Annotated in this window: 14 protein-coding genes; 12 read left to right on the top strand and 2 right to left on the bottom strand. The window is 65.5% G+C overall.

What is annotated here, in order from left to right; genetic code table 11:
- Positions 1–2: 2 nt before the first annotated feature.
- Positions 3–1,841: an ATP-binding protein gene (locus R8G01_13370; GenBank protein ID MDW3214987.1), complete on the bottom strand. Its 1,839-nt coding sequence runs from the start codon at positions 1,839–1,841 to the stop codon at positions 3–5.
- A gap of 125 nt (positions 1,842–1,966) precedes the next feature.
- Here R8G01_13370 and R8G01_13365 point away from each other — a divergent pair, with 125 nt between their 5' ends.
- From R8G01_13365 to R8G01_13310, 12 genes are all read left to right on the top strand, one after another.
- Positions 1,967–2,170 carry a hypothetical protein gene (locus tag R8G01_13365; GenBank protein ID MDW3214986.1) on the top strand — a complete coding sequence of 68 codons (204 nt, stop codon included), beginning with the start codon at positions 1,967–1,969 and terminating at the stop codon, positions 2,168–2,170.
- Positions 2,171–2,238: 68 nt separating this feature from the next.
- Positions 2,239–2,934, top strand: a complete 696-nt coding sequence (locus R8G01_13360) for a hypothetical protein (protein MDW3214985.1) — start codon at positions 2,239–2,241, stop codon at positions 2,932–2,934.
- Positions 2,931–3,482 (top strand): hypothetical protein, encoded by a 552-nt coding sequence (locus R8G01_13355; protein ID MDW3214984.1) that lies wholly within the window; start codon positions 2,931–2,933, stop codon positions 3,480–3,482. Before R8G01_13360 ends, R8G01_13355 begins: the two co-directional genes overlap by 4 nt.
- Positions 3,483–3,554: 72 nt before the next feature.
- The gene (gene brxC / locus R8G01_13350; GenBank protein ID MDW3214983.1) at positions 3,555–7,025 is read left to right on the top strand and encodes a BREX system P-loop protein BrxC; all 3,471 of its coding nucleotides are present in this window, start codon (positions 3,555–3,557) and stop codon (positions 7,023–7,025) included.
- Between the two features lie 25 nt (positions 7,026–7,050).
- A complete protein-coding gene (locus R8G01_13345) occupies positions 7,051–10,245 on the top strand; it encodes a hypothetical protein (GenBank protein MDW3214982.1) in 3,195 nt (1,064 codons plus the stop codon).
- On the top strand, positions 10,242–12,551 hold the full coding sequence (gene pglZ / locus R8G01_13340; protein ID MDW3214981.1) for a BREX-1 system phosphatase PglZ type B: 2,310 nt from the start codon (positions 10,242–10,244) through the stop codon (positions 12,549–12,551). Before R8G01_13345 ends, pglZ begins: the two co-directional genes overlap by 4 nt.
- Entirely contained in the window at positions 12,548–15,007 is a 2,460-nt protein-coding gene (gene brxL / locus R8G01_13335; GenBank protein ID MDW3214980.1) for a BREX system Lon protease-like protein BrxL, read from the top strand. Before pglZ ends, brxL begins: the two co-directional genes overlap by 4 nt.
- Positions 15,008–15,032: 25 nt before the next feature.
- Entirely contained in the window at positions 15,033–15,446 is a 414-nt protein-coding gene (locus tag R8G01_13330; GenBank protein ID MDW3214979.1) for a very short patch repair endonuclease, read from the top strand.
- Between the two features lie 7 nt (positions 15,447–15,453).
- Entirely contained in the window at positions 15,454–17,439 is a 1,986-nt protein-coding gene (locus R8G01_13325) for a DUF262 domain-containing protein (protein MDW3214978.1), read from the top strand.
- A gap of 21 nt (positions 17,440–17,460) precedes the next feature.
- Positions 17,461–17,727, top strand: coding sequence for a hypothetical protein (locus tag R8G01_13320; protein ID MDW3214977.1), 267 nt, complete (start codon positions 17,461–17,463; stop codon positions 17,725–17,727).
- Positions 17,728–17,749: 22 nt separating this feature from the next.
- The gene (locus tag R8G01_13315; protein ID MDW3214976.1) at positions 17,750–17,947 is read left to right on the top strand and encodes a hypothetical protein; all 198 of its coding nucleotides are present in this window, start codon (positions 17,750–17,752) and stop codon (positions 17,945–17,947) included.
- A 63-nt stretch (positions 17,948–18,010) separates the two neighbouring features.
- On the top strand, positions 18,011–19,237 hold the full coding sequence (locus R8G01_13310; GenBank protein ID MDW3214975.1) for a nuclease-related domain-containing protein: 1,227 nt from the start codon (positions 18,011–18,013) through the stop codon (positions 19,235–19,237).
- Positions 19,238–19,348: 111 nt separating this feature from the next.
- Here R8G01_13310 and R8G01_13305 read toward each other — a convergent pair whose 3' ends face one another.
- Positions 19,349–21,043, bottom strand: a complete 1,695-nt coding sequence (locus R8G01_13305) for a DUF6119 family protein (protein MDW3214974.1) — start codon at positions 21,041–21,043, stop codon at positions 19,349–19,351.
- Positions 21,044–21,079: the final 36 nt, after the last annotated feature.

Below are 21,079 nucleotides of genomic sequence, written 5' to 3'. Positions count from 1 at the left end.
GCTTAGGGGTTGGCCGCGGCCGTTCCCAGCAACCTGCGGAGAAGTGTCACCAGATCGCCCATCACCGGCGATTGCTCGGTCACTTTGGCGAGCGCAGCCTTCTGGGAATGAAGGATTTGTGGAGCGGAGACCTCCTCGGAGTCGAGCAGACCGAGCTCTTCCGTTGCGAGGGCCCTCCAGTATTCCTTCGGTGAGGTGGACCCCAGATCGGCGCCAATGAACCCGCAAAGCAGCGCTTCCGGATTAGAAGTGCCCGGCAAGAAGAAGACGTGGGTTCGGGCCCACCCAAGCGTCACTCGTTTTTGAACAACCGCCCTGCCTGCAGCGTTCGGATCGTTTCCACCATCGGAAACAATGAGGGATGGATTGATGCCGAAGCGTGTCGTGAGCTCAGCGTCCACCTCCTCCTCCGTCATCGCATTCGTCGGGCGACCAGGGTTGCTCTCCCACGCGAACAGCTCGTCCTCCGTCGCATCCACCACACCGTCGGACCGTTGTGGCTTCTGGTCGCCGTCGAGCAGAACCATGGAACTCGACCCGATAGCAGCCTGAACAGGAATCACCCTGCTGGTCAGGTTTCCTGCACCACCCGGAACTGGGTCGACTCGAAGGGCGCCGAGCGCTGCTGGGCCGATCAGTCGCGCTGCGCGCTCGACAACTGCGGTTGCGAGTTGGTCCTCAACCAGTATTTGGATCTTGTCGTGAGCAGACCCCAAGCGAACGAAGGATTCACTAACGGAGGCGCGCTGGGCTGCGACATACACAACGCCTGTGTCGGGTCGGGTATCTAACAGCTTCCGCGCATTGTCCGGGAGTTCGCGAACGATGTGTTCCGAGTGCGTCGCAAGAACGACTTGAAGTTTGCGTTCCTTGGTCAATCTCGCCACGACCCGCATGAGCTGACTCTGCGCCCCCGGATGGAGTGAGGTCTCGGGTTCGTCGAGAAGGATGAGACTGTTGGACGGAGCGCTGTGCAGCGCTCGTGTGATCATAGTCGCTGCGAATTCGCCACTTCCTGCATAGGCCTCGGAGTAGGTCGAGTGGCCCGTATGTAGTCGCGCGGTAAAGCCGGGTACACCAAAGAAGGAGTGTTTGATCATCGAAACTGAGGTGTATTTCCTGCCGAGAATCGAACGCAGATCATCAAGCTCGTCGTGCCCAAGATCTTGAGCGGGTTCAATGATGCGTTCGTTCCCGTACCACTTGAACGACGTTCGACGATTCTGAATAGCGGAACGGATGTGGCCGCTTGTGCGTCTGATGCGCTGTTTCTTGTCGGAAGCCGACTTCGCGCCGACCCCGAGGTCGAAGAAATAGAAGATGTCGTACGCAGGGAGTTCTTGGCGAAAGTCGAGGTAGGTCACCGGCTTCTCGATCGGCGACCAACGAGTCTTGCTGCGAAACCGCTCATCGGACGCTGGCGTCAGATCGGGCATGTTTGCCATTCCGTCTCGAATACGGGGTGCGCTCGTTTCGAAGTAGTCGGGGCCCCGGGATGCTGTGCCGACGCGAGCCTTGATGACCTCTGCCATTGAGCCACTCGGCAACTGATAGCGGTGGATATACCGGTGCGTGCCGAGCTGGCTGTCGGCGCCGACAGGATCCAACGGGGTGTCGAACCAGTAGTCCCCGATGTCGTACTGCTGTGGACAAGCCTGTATCGCCCGCAATATCGAGCTCTTGTTCGTTCCGTTCGGGCCGATCAAAGCCGTGATTGGAGAATCGAAATCGATCCGCGTCCCTGGCTCCAGATTCTTGAAACGTGGAAACTCGATTGACCTGATAAATGGCTCGAACGCATTGGCAACCATCATGTCCTGGATCACTTCGAAATCTGACACCGTGCTCTCCTCCGCTGCGCAAACGTACCCGGTTTGCCGGCTGGCTAGCGTCAGCGGCTCGCTCTCGGCGGCAACAGGCGAACCCCGCTTGCGAAAGACTGTCTATAAACCTAGACTCGTCGGCGATGGGGAGGCAGGTTGATGCGAGCGAGCTGATTGGCGCGGCGGAGGTGCAGACGATCCTTCGTCTCTCCCATCCGAGCAGCGTCACGACCTACCTCAATCGCTACGCGGACTTCCCTCGTCCCGTGGTCGATCTGAGTGGAAGCCGCATCCGGCTGTGGGTGCGACAGGACATCATCGAGTGGAGCGAGGGGAGGTCATCGTGAGCGAGTACGGGATCGCGCCGGCAGACGTCAGCGGTGGCACTACCACGTCCAACACGTTGATCGTGCCCATGCTTGTGCAGCTGCTCGACAACACGCCGTACGGGTCGACGTATGACGACTACGAGCGCACGGTCATCGAAGAGAATGTCCTCGGCAAGGAAACGGCCGAGGTCCGCAAGCGCACCTTCCGCTCGCTCCGCGAGCTCTACGTACTGAGCAACGACCGGATCCTGTTCCGGGCGCTGCGCGACGTCTGGTCCGACGACCCGAAGGGGCAGCCGCTGCTCGCCGGTCTCTGCGCGCTCGCCACTGACTCCGTGTTCCGGTCGACCGCCAAGGTCATCATCAGTCGCGAGCCGGGCGACGAGGTGAACCGCGACGAGCTCGGCGAGGCGGCCGAGGAACAGTTCCCCGGCGTCTACAGCGCATCGACGATTGGCAAGATCGGGCGCAACAGCTACTCGTCGTGGCAGCAGACCGGCCACCTCGACCCTGCCGACGGTCAGGTCAAGCGCCGGCGGCGGGCGGACGCGACCGCCTCGACGGTCGCCTACGCACTCCTGCTCGGCCACCTCGAAGGCGTCGGCGGTGAGGCGCTCTTCCACACCGAGTGGGCGAAGGTGCTCGATCGGCCGGTTCCGCACCTCCTCGAGTTGGCGACGTTGGCCTCGCAGCGCTCGCTCATCGACTTCCGACACAGCGCCGGGGTCATCGAGGTCGGCTTCAGCACGCTGATGCGACCGATGGAAGGGCAGCTGCTGTGAACCGTGTCGAGCAGCTCATCCAGAGCTACAAGCAGTTCATCCAGTTGCCCTGGCCGGCCAATCTCGCCCCGCCGCAACGCGTCTGGGCTGCGGTGTACGCGCCCTCCGACGAACGCCGGCTGCGCGCCAACCTCCCGATGTTCGAGCACCGCACGGTCGAGGCCGGCTATCGCTGGGCGCTGATCGACGTCAGCAACGAGTTCGAACGCTGGATGGCAGCCCACGACTACCGAGATGCGTACTTCGAGTCACCCGAACTGATGGAGCCCGAGCTGGCTGGCTTCTTCGACGATCTGGCGAACCAGGTGCGCCGGCAGGTCGAGGAGCACACCGGCCCCGACGCCGTGATCGGCCTGCTCGGGGGCTCCAGCCTGTTCGGGCTCGGCCCTCACGTGAAGATGTCGGCCCTGGTCGAGGCGGTCGAGGACGCCAACGAGGGTCGGCTCCTGATGTTCTTCCCCGGCGAGGTGGAGGGGAACAACTTCCGCCTCCTCGGCGCCCAGGACGGCTGGAACTACCACGCCACCGTCATCTCCGCCCGCACATGACCAACCACCCGAACCAGTCGAGAAACGAACCCGCCGTGACCCGATTCGAACCGAACTGAGGAATACGTCGCCGTGACGCTCAAGAACCGTGACACCTTCGCTGTCGACCCCACCGCTGGAGACATCCCCAACCTAGGCGTGGCCAAGGTCGGCAACCCGGAGGACCAGAAGGCCTGGTCCACGCTGGAGTGGGAACTCCGCAGCTTCGTCTGCGAGGGCGAGTACGAGCGCGGCCTGGAGCGCATCCTCGATCAGTACCTCTCCCATCTCGGCCAGGACGAGCAGCCCGCTGCATGGGTGAGTGGATTCTTCGGCAGCGGCAAGTCGCACCTGATGAAGGTGCTGGAGTACCTCTGGCGTAACCCGGTGCTCCCGTCGGGAACCACAGCCCGTGACCTGGCGCGACTCACTCCGGACATCGACCGGCATCTCGTCGAGCTCACGAACGCCGGTAACCGCCAGGGCGGGATCTGGTCGGCTGCCGGCACCATGAGCAGCAGCGCCGCCGGATCCGTCCGCCTGGCGTTCCTCAACGTGATCTTCGCTGCCGCTGGCCTGCCGAACCAGTACGAGCTCGCCCGACTGGCGCTGTTCCTCCGGCAGAACGGCATGCTCGACCAGGTCGCTGACAGCGTGAAGGCGAAGGGCAAGGAGTTCGATCGCGAACTCCGCAACCTCTACGTGTCACCGATCCTGGCCCAGGCCTTGATCGACGCCGGGGCGTCGTTCGGCACGACCCCGGCGGAGGTGTCCGCGGCGCTGCGCGACCAGTACCCGAGGGTCGGCGACATCAGCGACGACGAGATGCTCGACACCATGGACGAGGTGCTGCAGCTCCAGAGCACGACCCCGGGCAAGGTGCCGCTCACGTTGGTCGTGCTCGACGAGATGCAGCAGTACATCAACGACGACAATGCCCGCGCGCTCGACGTGCAACACGTGGTCGAGGGGTGTTCGTCGCGTTTCGACAGCCAGGTGTTGGTGGTCGCCACCGGTCAGGCGGCATTGACCGCGAACTCCACCCTGCAGAAGCTGCAGGATCGCTTCTCGGTCACGGTGCAGCTCTCGGACACCGACGTCGAGACGGTTGTCCGCCAGGTGGTGCTGCGAAAGAAGCCCGATCAGGTCGACGCGATCAAGACCACGCTCGCCGGGGTCAGCGGCGAGATCGATCAACACCTCGGCGGCACCCGACTCGAGGCGAAGGGCGCCGATCGAGACACCTTGGTTGCCGACTACCCGTTGCTGCCCACCCGACGCCGCTTCTTCGAGCGCACGCTCCGGTCGATCGACAAGGCGGGCAAGGCGGGGGTGCTGCGGACTCAGCTCAAGATCGTGCACGAGGCGGTGAAGAGCGTGGCCGACGAGCCGGTCGGACACGTGATCGGTGGCGACTTCGTGTTCACGTCGGAAGCGGCGAGCATGCAGCAGAGCGGCGTGCTACTCAAGGAGATCGACGAGACGATCCGCGGGCTCCAGGACGGCACCCCGGCGGGCCTGCTCAAGTCGCGCATCTGTGCGCTGATCTTCCTGATCTCCCAGCTTCCCCAGGACGGCGTCAACGACTCGGGGCTCCGGGCGACCGCACCGTGGATCGCCGATCTCCTGGTGGAGGATCTCGCCGAGGACGGCGCGGAGCTGCGGAAGCAGGTACCCGCCCTGCTCGCCGATCTGGTGGCCGACGGCCGTGTCGTCAAGATCGACGAGCAGTACCTGCTCCAGACCGAGGAGGGGGCGGAGTGGACCGCCGACTACAACCGCCGGCGTGCGGCGATCCGGGCCGACTCGGGTCGTCTGGCGACACTTCGCCACAGTCGGTTGTTGACGGCGGTCGACGCCGAGATGGGTGGCATCAAGATCGACCAGGGGCTCGCCAAGGTGCCACGGTCGATCACGCGCGAGTGGGACGACGACCTGCCGACGGCCGAGGGCAACGCCGTTCCGGTGTGGTTCCGTGACGAGTGGTCGGTGACCGACACCACGGTGAAGAACGCAGCGGCCACGGCCGGCCCCGACAGCCCGGTCGTCTTCGTCCTGCTCCCGAAGGTCGAGGCCGACGCCATCAGAGACGCCCTCGCCACCCACGCTGCGGCGGAGGAGACCGTCAACAGCCGCCCGGAACCGCAGACCGACGAGGGTCGGCAGGCCAAGCACGCTATGCAGTCGAGGATTCGCGATGCGGAGCGCACGCTCACGACCTTGTTCGACCAGGTCGTCGCCGGGGCCCGAGTGTTCCAGGGCGGGGGGAACGAGCTCACCGTGACGACGTTGCGGGCGACGGTGCAGCAGGCGGCCGAGAAGTCTCTCGTCCGTCAGTTCTCCAAGTTCGGCGTCGCCGACCAGGACGGCTGGGGCAAGGTCGTCAGCAAGGTACGCGACGGCGCGAGCGACGCGCTGGCCCAGGTGGGGTGGTCGGGCGAGGTGCTCGCCAACCCGGTGACAAAGGAGGTGCTGTCGCGCGTCCCGGGCGGCGGGGTGAAGGGCAGCGAGGTCGTGAAGTTCCTCAAGGAGCCGCCGTACGGTTGGGAGTCCGACGCGATTCACGGTGCCCTGCTGGTGTTGTTGGCCAACGGCCACGTTCGTGCCGAGCTCGACAGCAAGGCGGTGGCCGGCCCGAAGGAACTCCCTCCGACACAGATCGGCAAGGCGACGTTCTACAAGGAGGACGAACCGCCGACGCTGCAGGAGCGCATGGCGGTGCGCGGAGCGCTGACCGCGGCCGGGGTGAAGTACACAGAAGGCCAGGAGGGTGCGGCTGTGAGCGGCTTGCTGCAGTACGTCACCGATCTCGCCGGCCAGGCAGGCGGCGCGCCTCCGCTGCCCGCGGCCCCTGAGGCCGCCCACGTCGCCGAGTTGCAGCAGCTGGCCGGCAACGCGCTGGTCAAGAAGACCGCCGAACACGCGGCAGACCTCAAGGCCGACATCGGCCGCTGGAAGGAACTCGTCGAGGCGCGGCAGACCAGGCTCGACCAGTGGGACCGACTGAACCGCCTGCTCGCCCACGCCACAGGCCTTGCCGGCGTCGACGGCGTGGCGCAGCAGCGCGACGCCGTCGAGACGGGCCGCCAACTCCTCGACGATCCCGACCCGGTTGCACCGCTTGTCGAACAGGTCTGCTCGATGCTCCGGGCTGCCCGCGACGAGGCGATCGCGCGGGTCACCGAGGTCGACGAGCGCGAGCGAGCGGCGCTCGAATCGGACGACGGCTGGCAGCGGCTGACCGGCGACCAGCAGGGCGAGCTCCGCGCCGCCCACTCGCTGCAGCCCTTCGCCGCCGCCGACGCGACGTCGCACGACGAGCTGCTCGCGGCGCTCGACGCGCGGCCGTTGAAGGCACTGAACGAGCTGACGCTGGTGATTCCCGCCCGTGTGCAGGCGGCACGCCGCGTCGCCGCCGGCCTCCTGGAGCCGGAGGAGAAGCGGGTCGAGGTGACGCCGCCGAGCGCCACGCTGAAATCGCACGACGACGTGAACCACTACGTCGATTCGCTCCGCGACCAGCTCAAGCAGTACATCGACGACGACGCGATCGTCATCATCTGAGCCGACGGGGACGGGAGCAATCACCATGGCAGTGTTGGGTTCGGAGTATCGCAAGCAGCTCGAGAACGTGTGTGTCGCTGGGCGCCGGGAAGCCGATGCCGCGTGCCGTGCCGTGCTCGAGCCGTGGGACGTGTGGGGCGACCGCCCGCCGGCGTTCCTCACCGATGAGCAACGCCTGCTGCGTCGCGGCCTGCGGGCGCGGTCTCGTCAGTTGGGTGATACCGACGGCTCGATCGAGTTGCTGGTCGCCGAGTGTGCGTACGAGCAGTGGCATCGCCTGCTGTTCGCCCGGTTCCTGGCCGAGAACCGTCTGTTGGTGCACCCGGAGTTCGGCGCACCGGTGTCGTTGGCCGAGTGTGAAGAACTGGCCGAGTCGATGGGCGAACCCGACGGCTGGTCGGTGGCGGCACGTTTCGCCGCTGAGATTCTGCCGGGGATCTTCGGGCTCGACGACCCGGCATTTCGACTGCGGCTGACGCCTGACGGTCTGGCCCGGCTGGAGGCCCTGGTGGCGTCGTTGCCGGCCGAGGTGTTCGTCGCCGACGATGCGTTGGGATGGGTGTATCAGTACTGGCAGCGCGACAAGAAGGATGAGGTCAACGCGTCGGAACGCAAGATCGGCGGCGCCGATCTGGGGCCGGTGACGCAGTTGTTCACCGAGAACTACATGGTGCGGTTCCTGCTCGAGAACTCGCTCGGGGCGTGGTGGGCGGCCCGTCATCCTGACAGTTCGCTGCTCGAGGGGTGGGAGTTCCTGCGGTTCGACGACGACGGCAACCCGGCCGCCGGCAGCTTCGACGGTTGGCCCGAAACCGTCGGTGAGGTGACGGTGATGGATCCGTGTTGCGGGTCGGGTCACTTCCTGGTCGAGGCGTTCGGCATGTTGTGGCAGATGCGCGCCGAAGAAGAAGGCCTCGATCCGGTCGATGCGCAGGATGCGGTGCTGCGCGACAACCTGTTCGGGTTGGAGCTCGATCCGCGGTGTGTCCAGATCGCCATGTTCGCTGTCGCTCTTTCTGCCTGGAAGGCGGGGGGCGGGTGGCGTGAGTTGCCGACCCCGCACATCGCGTGTTCGGGGATCCCGGTGAAAGCGCCGGTCGACGACTGGAAGGCGCTCGCTCGTGGTGATGAGCGGTTGGAGAACGCGCTCGTCCGGTTGCACATTCTGTTTCGCGACGCCGACACGCTCGGTTCGCTGATCGATCCGAAGCGCGTCGTCGAGATCACTGATCCGACGGGCCTGCAGTCGTCGTTCGAGGATGTCGACTGGGACGACATCCAACCCCTCCTCGACACAGCACTGACCCGCGAAGCCGAGGACCCCGCCACCTCGGTGTTGGGCGCCGACGCCGCTGGCATCGCCAGAGCCGCCGACTACCTCTCCCGCCACTTCACACTCATCTGCACCAACCCACCGTTTCTGGCGATTGGCAGAATGGATACGGTGCTCCGGCGCTACGCCAACGCTGAGTACCCGGAGGCGAAACATGACCTGTCGACGGTATTCCTGCGGCAGCTTCTAACCCGTCGGGTTCGCGGACAAGTCGCGATGGTCCTGCCAGAGAACTGGATGCACACTTCGCGCTATGAGGCGATGCGGCGTGATCTGCTGGGTACGTTCGGCCTGCCCGTCATCGCGTGGCTTGGTGCTCGCGCCTTTGAGACCGACGCGATCGGAACTCGCGTCCGCGTGGTGCTAGCCGTTGTGAATAGCGGTGCTCCTGAGCCGGGTGCTGTGAGTTCCATGATCGATACGTCTTCGACGATTTCGCCAGTGGAGGCGCGTCAGGACCTAGCCCTTCGCGAGCTCACCAACTTCCCCCAGGCGTCGCAACTTCAAAATCCTGACGCGAGGATTCTGAGCGCTCCGGTCGGCTCGGCGTCGCTGCTCTCTGAGTTCGCGGACAGCAGGTACGGGCTCAGAACCGGTGACTCAAACCGTCTAATCCGAAAGTTCTGGGAGTTGGGGCCGTGCTCCGACCGCTGGCGGAATCATCAAAGCACTGTCAGGAGGTCGCTGCCGTACAGTGGCCGTGAGCACGTCCTCGATTGGAGCGGCGGTGAAGGTGCGTTACATCGGCTGGCAGATGAGGGCATAGCAGCGCTGCAAGGTCACGATGCTTGGGGTAGGAGAGGGATCGCAGTCGCCCTCACTGGCGAGTTGAAGAGCACTCTGTACGAGGGAACGAGCTTCGACAACAACTGCGCTGTTGTCTGGCCGATGAACGAACGGGACCTTCCTACCCTCTGGGCTTTCTGCTCGTCGCTTGACTACAACGAAGCCGTCCGAAATATCGATGACTCCTTGAAGGTCATGAATGCCACTTTGTTGAAAGTGCCGTTTGAGGTTGACCGTTGGCGGCGTGTGGCGGAGGAGCGGTTTCCGGATGGGTTGCCGGAGCCGTGGTCGGATGACCCGACGCAGTGGTTGTTCGAGGGTCGTCCCGAGATGGCGACGGAGCCGTTGCAGGTGGCCGTTGGTCGGTTGCTGCGGTATCGGTGGCCGGAGCAGGCAGAGTCGGATCATCTCGATGAGCTGGCTGATGACGACGGGATCGTCTGCCTGCCGTCCGTCCTTGGTGAACGGTCGGCGGCGGATCGGTTGCAGGAGCTGTTGGCGCGGGCGTTCGGTGGGACGTGGTCGCCGGCGCGTACTGGCGAGTTGTTGGAGCGGTCGGGGTCGAGGAAGACGGATCTGGCGTCTTGGTTGCGGGATGACTTCTTCAAGCAGCACTGCAAGGTGTTCCAGAACCGGCCGTTCATCTGGCACGTCTGGGACGGCCGCAAGGACGGCTTCTCCGCACTCGTGAACTACCACCGGCTCGATGCCGGGAATCTTCAGCGCTTGACCTACAGCTACCTCAATGACTGGATCGAACGGCAGCAGGCTGCCGTCCAGGAGGACGTCGCTGGTGCCGACGACAGGCTGGCGGCGGCGCAGGAACTGCAGCGCAAGCTGGTGCTGATCCTGGAGGGCGAGCCGCCGTACGACATCTACGTCCGGTGGAAGGAGCTCCACGAACAGGCGATCGGTTGGGACCCTGACCTGAACGACGGCGTACGGCTGAACGTGCGCCCCTTCGTCGAGGCCGGTGTGTTGCGGTCGAGTTTCAACGTCCACTGGCGCAAGGACCGCGGCAAGAACCCCGACGGAAACGAACGCCACAACGACCTGCACTGCACGATCGCCGAGAAGCAGGCCGCCCGGGGTAGCACGTGAGCACCGTTCGAGACCGGTTGCTCGACGCGCTGGACCACGCCGCCGGTCACGACGGGAACGCGCTCGACGCGCCGATCGCGCTGCTGTGGACCGACGAAGCCCGCCAGTGGGCCGGCGCCGTCGGGCAACTGCGACGCGACCGGCTGATCCTCACGCTCGGAGCGTACGACCCTGCAATCTGGCAGGGCCCCGCCTACTGGCTCCGGACGGTGATCTCCGGCGAACTCGTCGTCGACGGCTCACCGGGCGGGCTGCCGATCGTGTACCTGCCCGGCGCCTCCCGTGGCGACCTGCGCGCCATCGCCGACATCGACTCCGCGCTCGCGCCGATCGCCGGACTGCAACACCGCTGTGAGTTGTTCGGCCACCCCAACGGCAAGGACTGGACCGTCACATCGCTGCTCTCCAACCCCGACAGCGGGCTCGGGCTGTCGGTCGCCGGCGACCAGGAGACCGCCAAGGGTCTCGCCGCAGGAATGGCCCGCCTGCTCGACATGCCGGTTGCCCAACTCGCACACCGGCACATCGACGCCGATTTTGTCCACGGGCTGCTCAACCCCGACCCGGTTCGCGCCCTGTTGAACTACATCGGCGACCCCGCGCGCGCACGGTCGACGATGGACAACGCGGCGTGGACGGCGTTCCTGCAACAGGCCGAGCACGACTACCGCTTCTCACCCGAGCGCGACGGCGAGGTCGAAGCCGCCCGCCTCCTCGGACTGGCCAAGGGTGCATGGGGCGCTGTGTGGCAGCGGTATCGGGAACACCCGAGCGACTACCCGAACATCCCCGACCGGCTCCGCGCCGCACGCCCCGACGAACTCCTGCCCGAGCCGATGAGCGCATGGCCCCAGGAGAACGAGGCGAAGGAAGACCAACTCCGTGCCGCATTGCTCGACCTCCCCAACCTGCACGCGGCCCCGGCTCGCTCGACGCTCCTGCAGCTCGAAGCCGAGCATCGTGAGCGACGCAACTGGGTGTGGAGCCAACTCGGTGAGGCACCACTCGCCAACGCCCTCGAGCACATCGCCCGGGTCGCCGAGCTCACCACCCCTGCCGTACAACAGGCGACCGTCGATGCAATCGCCAGCGGCTACGCCAGCGACGGTTGGCGGGTGGACCAGGCGGCGATCGATGCGATCGCAGATGCACCCACGGGCCCCGCCCGAGACGCTGTAGCCGCCGTACTGGACGCGATCTACCGCCCGTGGCTCCACGATCTCGCCACCGCACTCCAGACGGCCATCGGGCCCGAAGCCAACGCGGACACGTATGCCGCAGGCGCGGCTCCCGTCGTCGCCGACGGTGATGCCGTGGTGTTCGTCGACGGGCTGCGACTCGACGTCGCCCACCGGCTGCGGGGTCGCCTCGAGAGCGTCGGGCTCGACACTGAACTCACGTCGAGCCTTGCCGCACTCCCCACCATCACCGAGACCGCGAAACCCGTCCTCGTCCCCGTCGACCAAGGCCAGCTCGCCGCCGGCGACGTGCTCGATGCACGACGAGCTCCCGACGGCCCGTCCGCCGGTATGGCAGTGCTGGAAGGTCTCATGGAGAAGGCCAGGATCCAGGTGCTGCGAGGCGCCGAGACCGGGGACCCCAGCGGTGTCGCTTGGACCGAGACCGGAGAGATCGACAGTCGCGGACACAAGCTCGGCGTCGACCTCGTCGACGAACTCGACAATCAGGTCGACCGCATCGCCGACCGCGTCCGTCAACTCATAGCCGCCGGCTGGCGCCGAATTACCGTTGTCACCGACCACGGCTGGCTCCTCCTGCCGAACGGGCTCCCCAAGAACGAGAGCCTCCCCGTCGCCGTCACCGTCAAGAAGAAGGGCCGCTGCGCCCGCGTGAAGCCGGGCGCCCACATCGACACCCCGACCGTCCCGTGGCACTGGGACCGCGACGTGCGCATCGCCGTCGCCGTCGGCATCACCTGCTTCGAGAAGAACAAGCCGTACGAGCACGGCGGCGTCAGCCCGCAGGAGTGCGTCGTGCCCCGGCTGGTCGTCACCGCCGGTGCGGCACCGACATCCGACGTGACCCTCGGCCAACTCCTGTGGCGAGGCCTCCGGCTCCGTGCCCTGCTGTCCGGTCTACCCGACGGCGCGACCGTCCAGTTGCGGGCGACCGCCGGGGACCCGACGAGCGTCATCGCCGACCACGTCGACGTCACACAGGAGGCCGGGCAGTACACATGGTTCGTCCCCGACGATCACGAAGACGAGGTCGTCCACGTCGTGGTCGTTGACGCCGCCGGAGCAATCCTGCTGCAACGCGCAACTACCGTGGGGCGCAACACATGACGACGCTCGACGACCTCGACCAACTCGCTGCCGGCGCCTTCGACGGCTTCCTCGTCAAGAAGGACCTCGCCCAACAGTTCAGGGGCCAGTACCCCGTGCCGACCTACGTCGGCGAGTTCATGCTGGGTCGCTACTGCGCCACCACCGACGAGAACGAGATCGCCGCCGGCCTCGAGATGGTCAAGCAGTCGATGGCCGACCGCACGGTCCGTGCCGGCGAAGAGGAGCTCTTCAAACACCGCGCCCGCGAGAAGGGCCGCATCAAGATCATCGACCTGTTGCGTGCCCGCCTCGACGCCAAGTCCGACGGCTACAAGGCCGAACTTCCCAGCCTCCAGGTCAACGACATCGCCATCGGCCCCGACCTGGTCGAACAGCACCAGCGGATGCTCACCGGCGGCTTCTACGCCGAGGTCACGCTCGAGTACATCGCCGCCCTCGCACAGGAGAAGGGCGGGTCACCGTTCCGAGTCGCTGCGATCCGGCCGATCCAGATGTCGACCCGCGACGCGTTGCAGACGTTCGTTGCAGGGCGCGCCTCGTTCACGTTGGAGCAGTGGCGCCACCTCCTGCTGCGCAGTGTCGGTTTCGAGCCGTCGCGACTCGATGAGCGGCAACAGGACATCCTGATCGCACGCATGGTTCCGTTCGTCGTGCGCAACTACAACGCCGTCGAACTCGGCCCACGCGGCACCGGCAAGTCGCACCTGTTCCAGCAGATCTCGCCGTACGCACACCTCGTGTCGGGCGGCAAGGCGACGATCGCCAACATGTTCGTGAACATGGCCAACGGTCGCCGAGGGCTCGTGGCCCAGTACGACGTGATCTGCTTCGACGAGGTGTCCGGCGTGTCCTTCGACCAGAAGGAAGGCGTCAACATCCTCAAGGGGTACATGGAGTCCGGCGAGTTCAGCCGCGGGCGCGAGTCGATCCGCGCCGAGGGCGGCATCGTCATGGTCGGCAACTTCGACGTCGACGTGCAGACCCAGCTGCGCACCGGTCATCTTCTCGGGCCGCTCCCCAAAGAAATGCGCGACGACACGGCGTTCATGGACCGCATCCACGCGTACATCCCGGGATGGGACGTACCGAAACTCGACCCGTCGTACTTCACCGATCACTTCGGGTTTGTGAGCGACTACCTCGCCGAGGTGTGGAGTCAACTCCGGTCGACCTCGCGGCTCGAAGTGCTGCAGGGGCGCGTCGAGTGGGGCAGCGCGCTCAGTGGACGAGACCGCAAGGCAGTGAACAACACCGTGGACGGCCTGTTGCGGTTGCTGTACCCGGACCCGTCGATGGACGTACCCGACGAGTTCCTGTCGTGGGCGGCGACGCTGGCGGTCGAGATGCGTCGCCGGGTCAAGGAGGCCCAGTCGTTCATCGGCGCCAAGGAGTTCGGCCAGGTCGATCTCTCCTTCCGGATCGGTGACGGCCCCGAGGTCGTCGTGCAGTGCGACGAATCGGTGCAGCATCGCCTGAGTGGCGGTGCCGACGCTGGAGTCGACATCGACGATGCAGCCCCCGACAGAGAGGTACTGCCAGCGCCCGACCAGCGAGAGGTCTCGTCGAAGGTGCCTGCACGCGACTATTCGGTGGGGGACCAGATCGGCGGCCGCTTCGAGGTCGAGGAACTCCTGGGCAGCGGCGGCTTCTCGAAGGTCTACCGGGTGCGCGACGTCGTCGAGGGTGAGGTGCGTGCTCTCAAGCTGTTCGACAACGCCGCCGGCTACGACGCGGTCAGGCGTGAGATCGGTGCACTGCGCAAGGTGCAACACCCGAACGTCGTCCAGGTCATCTGGGCGGACCGGACGGACAACGGCGAGTGGTACCTCATCATGGAGTACATCGACGGCGAGATGCTCGCCGAATACGCCAGTGGCAAGCGACAGATGCGTGACCCCGACGCCGTCGACGTCGCCCTCAAGCTGCTCGGCGCGCTGACGGCAATCCACCCGGACAGCGAACGCCTCGACGCGCTCGAAGCCAAGAAGCGGGATGGTGAGATCTCCGAGGACGAGTACGGCGAGCTGATGTCGATGAGCGAGAACGCACTCGTGCACCGTGACATCAAGCCGCAGAACATCATGCTCACTCGCACGGGCGTCAAGCTGCTCGACTTCAACATCGCCTCGCGGGTCGGCGACCCGGTCCACACCGTTTCGGGCACCCCGCCGTATCAGCCTCCCGATGCCGACCTCACCCGCTGGGACGTCTCGACCGACCTGTTCGCCGTCGGCGTGACGCTGTACGAGTTGCTCTGCGACGGGCAACACCCGTACCCGCAAGCGCGACCGATGCTCGATGTCGAGCCGCGAGACCCCCGTCAGTTCCGCAAGGATCTCGACGGAGCGCTCGCCGAGTTCCTGCTGCGCGCCTGCGCCAACGACCGCAGCGAGCGTTTCCAGACAGCAGCCGAGATGAAGTCCGCGCTCGAAGAAGTTCGGTCGTCGCTGTGAGTTCGGGTCCGGCCTAGGCAGCTCCGTGTCTCGCCCGGCGCCCTCGACAGCCGACGTCAGTCGGCGTATGAGTCGTCAGGCTCAGAAGGACACCGGGCCTGAACTTGCGATCCGGCGCCGCCTACACGCAGCAGGCCTGCGCTACCGAGTCGACCATCCTCCGATCCGTGGCGTCCGGCGGCGAGCCGACATCGTCTTCACAAAGAAGAAGGTGGCGGTATTCGTGGACGGTTGTTTCTGGCACTCGTGCCCGATCCACGCTACGCAGCCGAAGGCGAACGCCGAGTGGTGGGCGGACAAGCTCGCACGCAACAAGGTGCGGGACGAGGAGACGGACCGCATCCTCGAGGCCGCAGGCTGGAAGGTCATTCGAGTCTGGGAGCACGACGACCCTGCAGACGCGGCAGCTCAGATCGTTCGGATTGTCCGGGGCAAGTAGGGTTCGATTGCAGACAGATCGCGAGCGGGAAGCGCAGGCGTACACGCATCCCGATTCCGCAGTCAAGCGGACAATGCGATCATCGGAGAAGGGCGATGCAATGCAGGCGAGCGACTCCAAGCTCGGAACCGAGCTCTCTCGGTCGCATGTCTACGTAGTCCCCCATTTTCAGCGACCGTATGTCTGGAGTGACGACCACTGGCAGTTGTTGTGGGATGACCTCGCTGGTGCCGCCGAGTCGGTCGAGGCCGAGTGGGCGGACGACAACTCGGACGAAGCACCCGACTACTTCCTCGGAGCGATCGTCACGCAGGTGCGGAAGCCGAAGCCGCGCCGACTCACTGCTTCGAGTGTGATCGATGGTCAACAGAGGTTGACCACCCTGCAGATTCTTCTGGCCGCCACGCGCGAAGTCGCTTCGCAACTCGGGCTGGATTCGGTCGCGGGGAAGTTCGACGACCTCGTGACCAACAGTGACCGCGCGGTCGACATCGAGTTCCCGGAGGATCGGCCCAAGCTGGTGCCGCTCCCGATCGACAAGCTCGCTTTCGAGTGGGCGATTCGCACGGGGCGATCGTCACTGGATCGCCCGGTCGAAGGGCTGCATGTCAGCGACCAGCTCTGCGAGGCACGAGAATGGTTCGAGTCGGCGGTCCGAGAATGGCTCAGCGAGCTCGAGGACCCGGCACTACGGCTCGAGGCGCTCCACTTCGCGGTCGACAAACGAATTCAGATTGTGCACATCATGCTCGACAGCTCAGAAGATCCAATGGTGATCTTCGAGGTCCTGAACGGGCGAGGCGAACCACTCTCGGCGGCTGATCTGATCAAGAACCTGCTGTTTGAACGCGCCGAGGCCGGCGGCGCTCACCTCGATGACCTGTTGACCACCTGGCTCCCGTTCGACACGAGCCCATGGCGAGACGAGATGACAACGGGTCGGATCCGGCGCGTGTTCATCGACGTGTTCATTGGCTACTGGCTTGCAGCTGCCACGGGCCGAGAAATCCGCGTCGACGATCTCTTCGAAGAGTTCAAGAGCTGGCTCAGCGACTCAGGGCTCTCGGCGGTGGATGTCGTCAATCGGCTACGAACAGACGGGGATCGTTACCTAGAGCTTCGATCGATGAATCCGACCTCGCCACTCGGTGAGTTGGTGGATGCCATGGAGGCAACGCGAACCTCGACGCCGTGGCCCCTCGTGTTGGGGCTGGCGACGAGGGACGGCGTCTCAGATGTGGAGCTCGACGAGGTTGCGGAAGCGATCTCTTCGTTCACCATGCGTCGTGCCATCTGCCGAATGACGACGAAGGACTACAACAATCTCTTCTTGTCGGTGCTCGGTGGTGCACAGAAGGTGCCGCCCTCACGCGTCGGCGATGCTGTCCGCGAACTCCTCGCCAACCAGAGTGCGGACTCCCGGCGCTGGCCGAGCGACAGTGAGTTTCGATCGGGTCTGCTCGACCGCAATCTCTTCAACAACGTCTACCGAGCTCGCCTGCGAACGTTGCTCGTCGGTATCGAGAATCACCTGCACGATGCCCGAAGCGAGCACGATCGAGCGCGGAGTGCAAGCGAGCGCTTGCAGATTGAGCACCTCCTACCTCAATCCTGGCGTGACTACTGGCCGGTCCCAGTCCACGACTCCCACGCCGCTGCCGTGCGGCAGGACGCTGTGCACCGCCTCGGAAACCTGACGCTGCTCACCCAGAAGCTCAACGGCACGATCCAGCACAAGGCTTGGAGCGTGAAGGCACCCGAAGTCCGTCGCTTCACGCTGTTGCGTCTGGCCCATTCGTCGATCTTTGCCAAGCCGTCCGCCGCCGGCCAGCGCTGGACGGACGAGTTGTGGAGCCGGGACTGGGACGAGGAACGAATCCGCATCCGCAGTCAATGGCTTGCCGAACGAGCTGTCGAGGCATGGCCTCGGCCCGCCGGCGGACCCGACATTGATTGGGAACCTCAGCTCCGGCCACCGGCTGCGTCGACCTGAACCGAGAGGATGGGGATGGTCATGAACCTCGCCGACAGTGTTTGGCAGCGGATCGAATCCTGTAGTGGCCAGGTCTTTCATCAGATTCTGGGCAAGCCGTTCACGTACACGGCACGTGGCCGGACCATCAGGCTCCACACCACGAACCGTTCCATCAGCCGAACGGCCATCGAGAAGGCACTCGTCCTCTGTCCGCTGGAGAACACGACACCGGTCCAGCACCTGAGCGCACCCTCGTACGTCTATGCGATTCTGATGGACCCTCGGATCCGCAGGTCTGATTGGTGATCAGGTCGCGCACCGAGACTGGATGCCGACCAATCGGTGCCCGAGTTACAGGTCGCCGAACCTCGGTACCTCGTCGCCGTTCCTCTATCCGATGAATCTCGCGATCGCCAAGAAGGGCAGCACCGAACGAGTCGTCGCGATCGACGCCTTCCGCGCCCGCCCCGACGCCGACCTCGGCCACGACTCACCAAGGCGATCGTCAACGTCCGTCAGTCGCTGAACATCCCGCCGACCTGATCCGCCGACTCGCTGGTACCTCGTCTCGGGGAAATACTCTGCGTCGATGGCGGCTGGAGAGTCTGCGGCGGAGCAGGCACGGAAGAAACGCGAGCGGGCGGCGCGCCTGCAACGCGAGGCGGAGAAGTGGGAACGCGGTGCCGAAGGAGAACGCCGGATCGCGGCCGTCCTCGATCGACTTCCCACCGAGTACGTCGTCTTCCACGACCTGCAACTCCCGAACTCCAAAGCGAACGTGGATCACCTCGTCATCGGCCCGACGGGAATATGGGCGGTCGACAGCAAGAACTACTCCAACCCAGTGACGATCGGCTCGGGGAAGGGGGCGGGCATGCTCTGGACAGGCCGGCGACCCCTGACCAAGACGATCGAGACGTCGATCTGGGAGGCGTCGGTCGTCGCCGAACTCGTCGGCTATCCGGTGGACCCGCTGATGTGCATCCTGGCTCCGTCGCTGCCGAGGAACACATTCGAGTGGGATGGGCTTCGGCTGTGCTCGCCGTCGCATCTGCGCCGCGAACTCGAGTCGGGCGACGGCACGATCGATGTCGCAGCCGCGGCGTCCGCAGTCCGACACGCATTTGGCGTCGAGCCCGAGGACCGAACGTCGGCCGCTCGGTCCCAGCACACACTGAGCCCCACGGCGGAGTCGGCCCCGGAGCCGAAACGGGCGACGAAGCTTCCGCCTCGTCGCCTTCCTTCTGGTCGCGTCGGGTCTGAGCGACGTGCGTCCGTTCGTCGGAGAACCTCTCAGAGTCAGGGTGGGTTGCTGAAGCTGCTCCTGTTTGCGTTGTTCCTGATCTTCGGAGCGCCGCTCGTGTTGAAGGTGGTCAACTCGCTCGGGCAGGAGGGCGGACGTCGACTGGCCGAGTCGATGATCGCAACGCCCTCCTCGGAGCCGGGCAGCACGACGACGGCACCCACGACGACGCCGGCCACGACGACCACCACGCCGATCGTCATCGACCCTCCGCCACCGTTCACATACACCGTGACATGTGCACTGAGCGGCCGCGCTTGGGACGTGCACGTCGTGTGGCCCGGTGAGCCGCCGGATGGCGTTGCATCGATCGGTGTTCGAACCCGATTCGGCGACGGCCCGGTTCGGCAACACTCGACCTCCGCGTGGTCGCAACCGGGGCACCCGCCTGCGACGGTGCGACTCACGCCATCGAACGGCGAGTTCACGATCATCGGCGTCTACCGAGACGAACGCGGTCGCGTGCTCGCATCGACCGAGCAGCCGTTCGAGACGCCGTCGCTCGTCTGTTGAGCGCTGAAGTGAGCGCGCTCTCCCGACCTCCCGGCCGCTTCCCGGCGGGAAACGCGGTCACACTGGGTTGGGCACCGCCGCGTCGCCCCAGCCTGAACCGCCCCGACCCGCTCAGGCGATGTCGATCTTCTTGAACGTGACTTGGTAGCCCATTCGTCTGAGGTCGGTGGTGTGTCTGCGGAGGTTGACCTTGGAGAAGAAGGGGAGGCGGTCGACGACGGCGTCGCCGTTCCAGTCGGCGACGACGGCGTACACCACCTCGATCGACGCTGAGTCCGGGTGGTCGAAGTCGAGCGAGTCCGTGAAGATCGGGCCCGAACCCTTGTCGGCCTCCGCGGCCGCTATCTCCGCCGCCACCGCGGCCCGAAATCCCGGGCTGGCCAGGAAGAGATCACCCGACACGTAACCCTGGCCGAACAGGTGGCTCAACGACGCTGACCCGAGCTTGCGTTTCACGTGCACGAACTTGCGATCGGTCGTGAGCACGTCGCACACCTCGATCGGGCTGGTGCTCGTCGCCACCCGAACCGTCCGCTTGTCGAGCAGCAGGTTCGTCGGCAGGTGGGCGGCCGCATCCTCGTTGTACTCGCCCTCGGTGATCTCCTTGCCGTTGACCCGCCTCGACGGCGGCAGGTCCACCGTCGACTCGGGGATGGCCGCGATGAAGTTGTCGAGGTCGTCCAGGAACTCGGCGGCCACGGCGAGGAACTCACCGGAGTCGAACAGGATCCGCTCGCCGTCGTCGTCCAACTCGCCGAACAGGCACAGCGAGATCGGCCACCGGAACAACTCGTCGCCGGACGCATCCAACGCGCTCACCCGATGGTCCTTCAGCCGTTGCCAATCCAGCACCGCCCTCAGACCCTGATCGTCCACGAACTGCAGGTAGCCGGCCAACGTCAGATCGTCGACGTCGGCCGTCGCGGCGCCGATCTCGAACCGGAACGTCTCGATCTCGTCCCACTCGACGAGCTCCGGCGGCGCCAGCTCGAACAGGTCGGTCGCCCCATCGCGCAGCGACTGCACCACGTCGTCCCGGAGCTCGCCGAGCTTGCTCGGGGAGGTGATCGTCGACAGATTGTCGACCCACTTGAAGTGCACCTCGTAGTCATCCGCCCGACCGGCGCGCCACAGCCGCTTGCAGAGATCCGCGAGATCGTCGAACGCCAACGGCACGTTCACGCCGACGTGATCCGCACCGAACACCCGCGAGCCCCACTCGCCCCGATCGATCGGCTCACCGGTCACCGTGTTCAGCAGGTCCCGATCGGTGTCGAGCCCGAACTGCTCGAAGCTCGTGTCGCGGTTCGCCTGCCGTCGAGTCCGGAACGTGTTGCCGGCAACCGTCTTCGAGTCGACCTGACGGACCCGATCGAACGTCGAACTCCCGTCGAGCTGATCGCCCTCGTAGATCAGGTTCAGCGCCGTCTTCAAACCGAACGATCGCACATACGCGTTCCGGCGCATCAGGTAACGGCCACTGCCGAACGTGATCGCGAAGTAGCGGTCGGCGCGGTAGTACGAGAACCGGATCACGAGCAACGCCTTGTTCGACGCCGACGGGGTGAGCGCGAACGACGCACCGAAGCCGTCGTGCAGGAACTCGCCCCACCCGGGTTCGGACGCGGGCGGGGCGATGACGTACAGGCGTGCCTCGAACTCCTGGCCGACCGTCACGTCGGACGTCTGCAGCGCCGGATCGGCGAGCACCGAGTCGAGCACGACCTGGTCGAAATCGGTGACCGCTGCTCCGTCGATCGTCGGCGCGACCTGGAAGATCGTGAGTGATCTGCGATGTGCACTCATCTCCGGACCTCCCTGTCCGCCGGTCGTCCCCGACCG

The sequence above is a fragment of the Ilumatobacteraceae bacterium genome (assembly GCA_033344875.1).
GTDB lineage: Bacteria > Actinomycetota > Acidimicrobiia > Acidimicrobiales > Ilumatobacteraceae > Ilumatobacter.
Note: the sequence above shows the minus strand (reverse complement) of the source record. Positions and strands in the feature narration are given on the sequence as shown.

Bases quoted from the DNA above. Each gene is read 5' to 3' on its own strand.
- R8G01_13365 (MDW3214986.1), top strand. From the start codon at position 1,967: ATGGGGAGGCAGGTTGATGCGAGCGAGCTGATTGGCGCGGCGGAGGTG.
- R8G01_13360 (MDW3214985.1), top strand. From the start codon at position 2,239: ATGCTTGTGCAGCTGCTCGACAACACGCCGTACGGGTCGACGTATGAC.
- R8G01_13345 (MDW3214982.1), top strand. From the start codon at position 7,051: ATGGCAGTGTTGGGTTCGGAGTATCGCAAGCAGCTCGAGAACGTGTGT.
- brxL (MDW3214980.1), top strand. From the start codon at position 12,548: ATGACGACGCTCGACGACCTCGACCAACTCGCTGCCGGCGCCTTCGAC.
- R8G01_13320 (MDW3214977.1), top strand. From the start codon at position 17,461: ATGAACCTCGCCGACAGTGTTTGGCAGCGGATCGAATCCTGTAGTGGC.
- R8G01_13315 (MDW3214976.1), top strand. From the start codon at position 17,750: ATGCCGACCAATCGGTGCCCGAGTTACAGGTCGCCGAACCTCGGTACC.
- R8G01_13310 (MDW3214975.1), top strand. From the start codon at position 18,011: ATGGCGGCTGGAGAGTCTGCGGCGGAGCAGGCACGGAAGAAACGCGAG.
- R8G01_13305 (MDW3214974.1), bottom strand. From the start codon at position 21,043: ATGAGTGCACATCGCAGATCACTCACGATCTTCCAGGTCGCGCCGACG.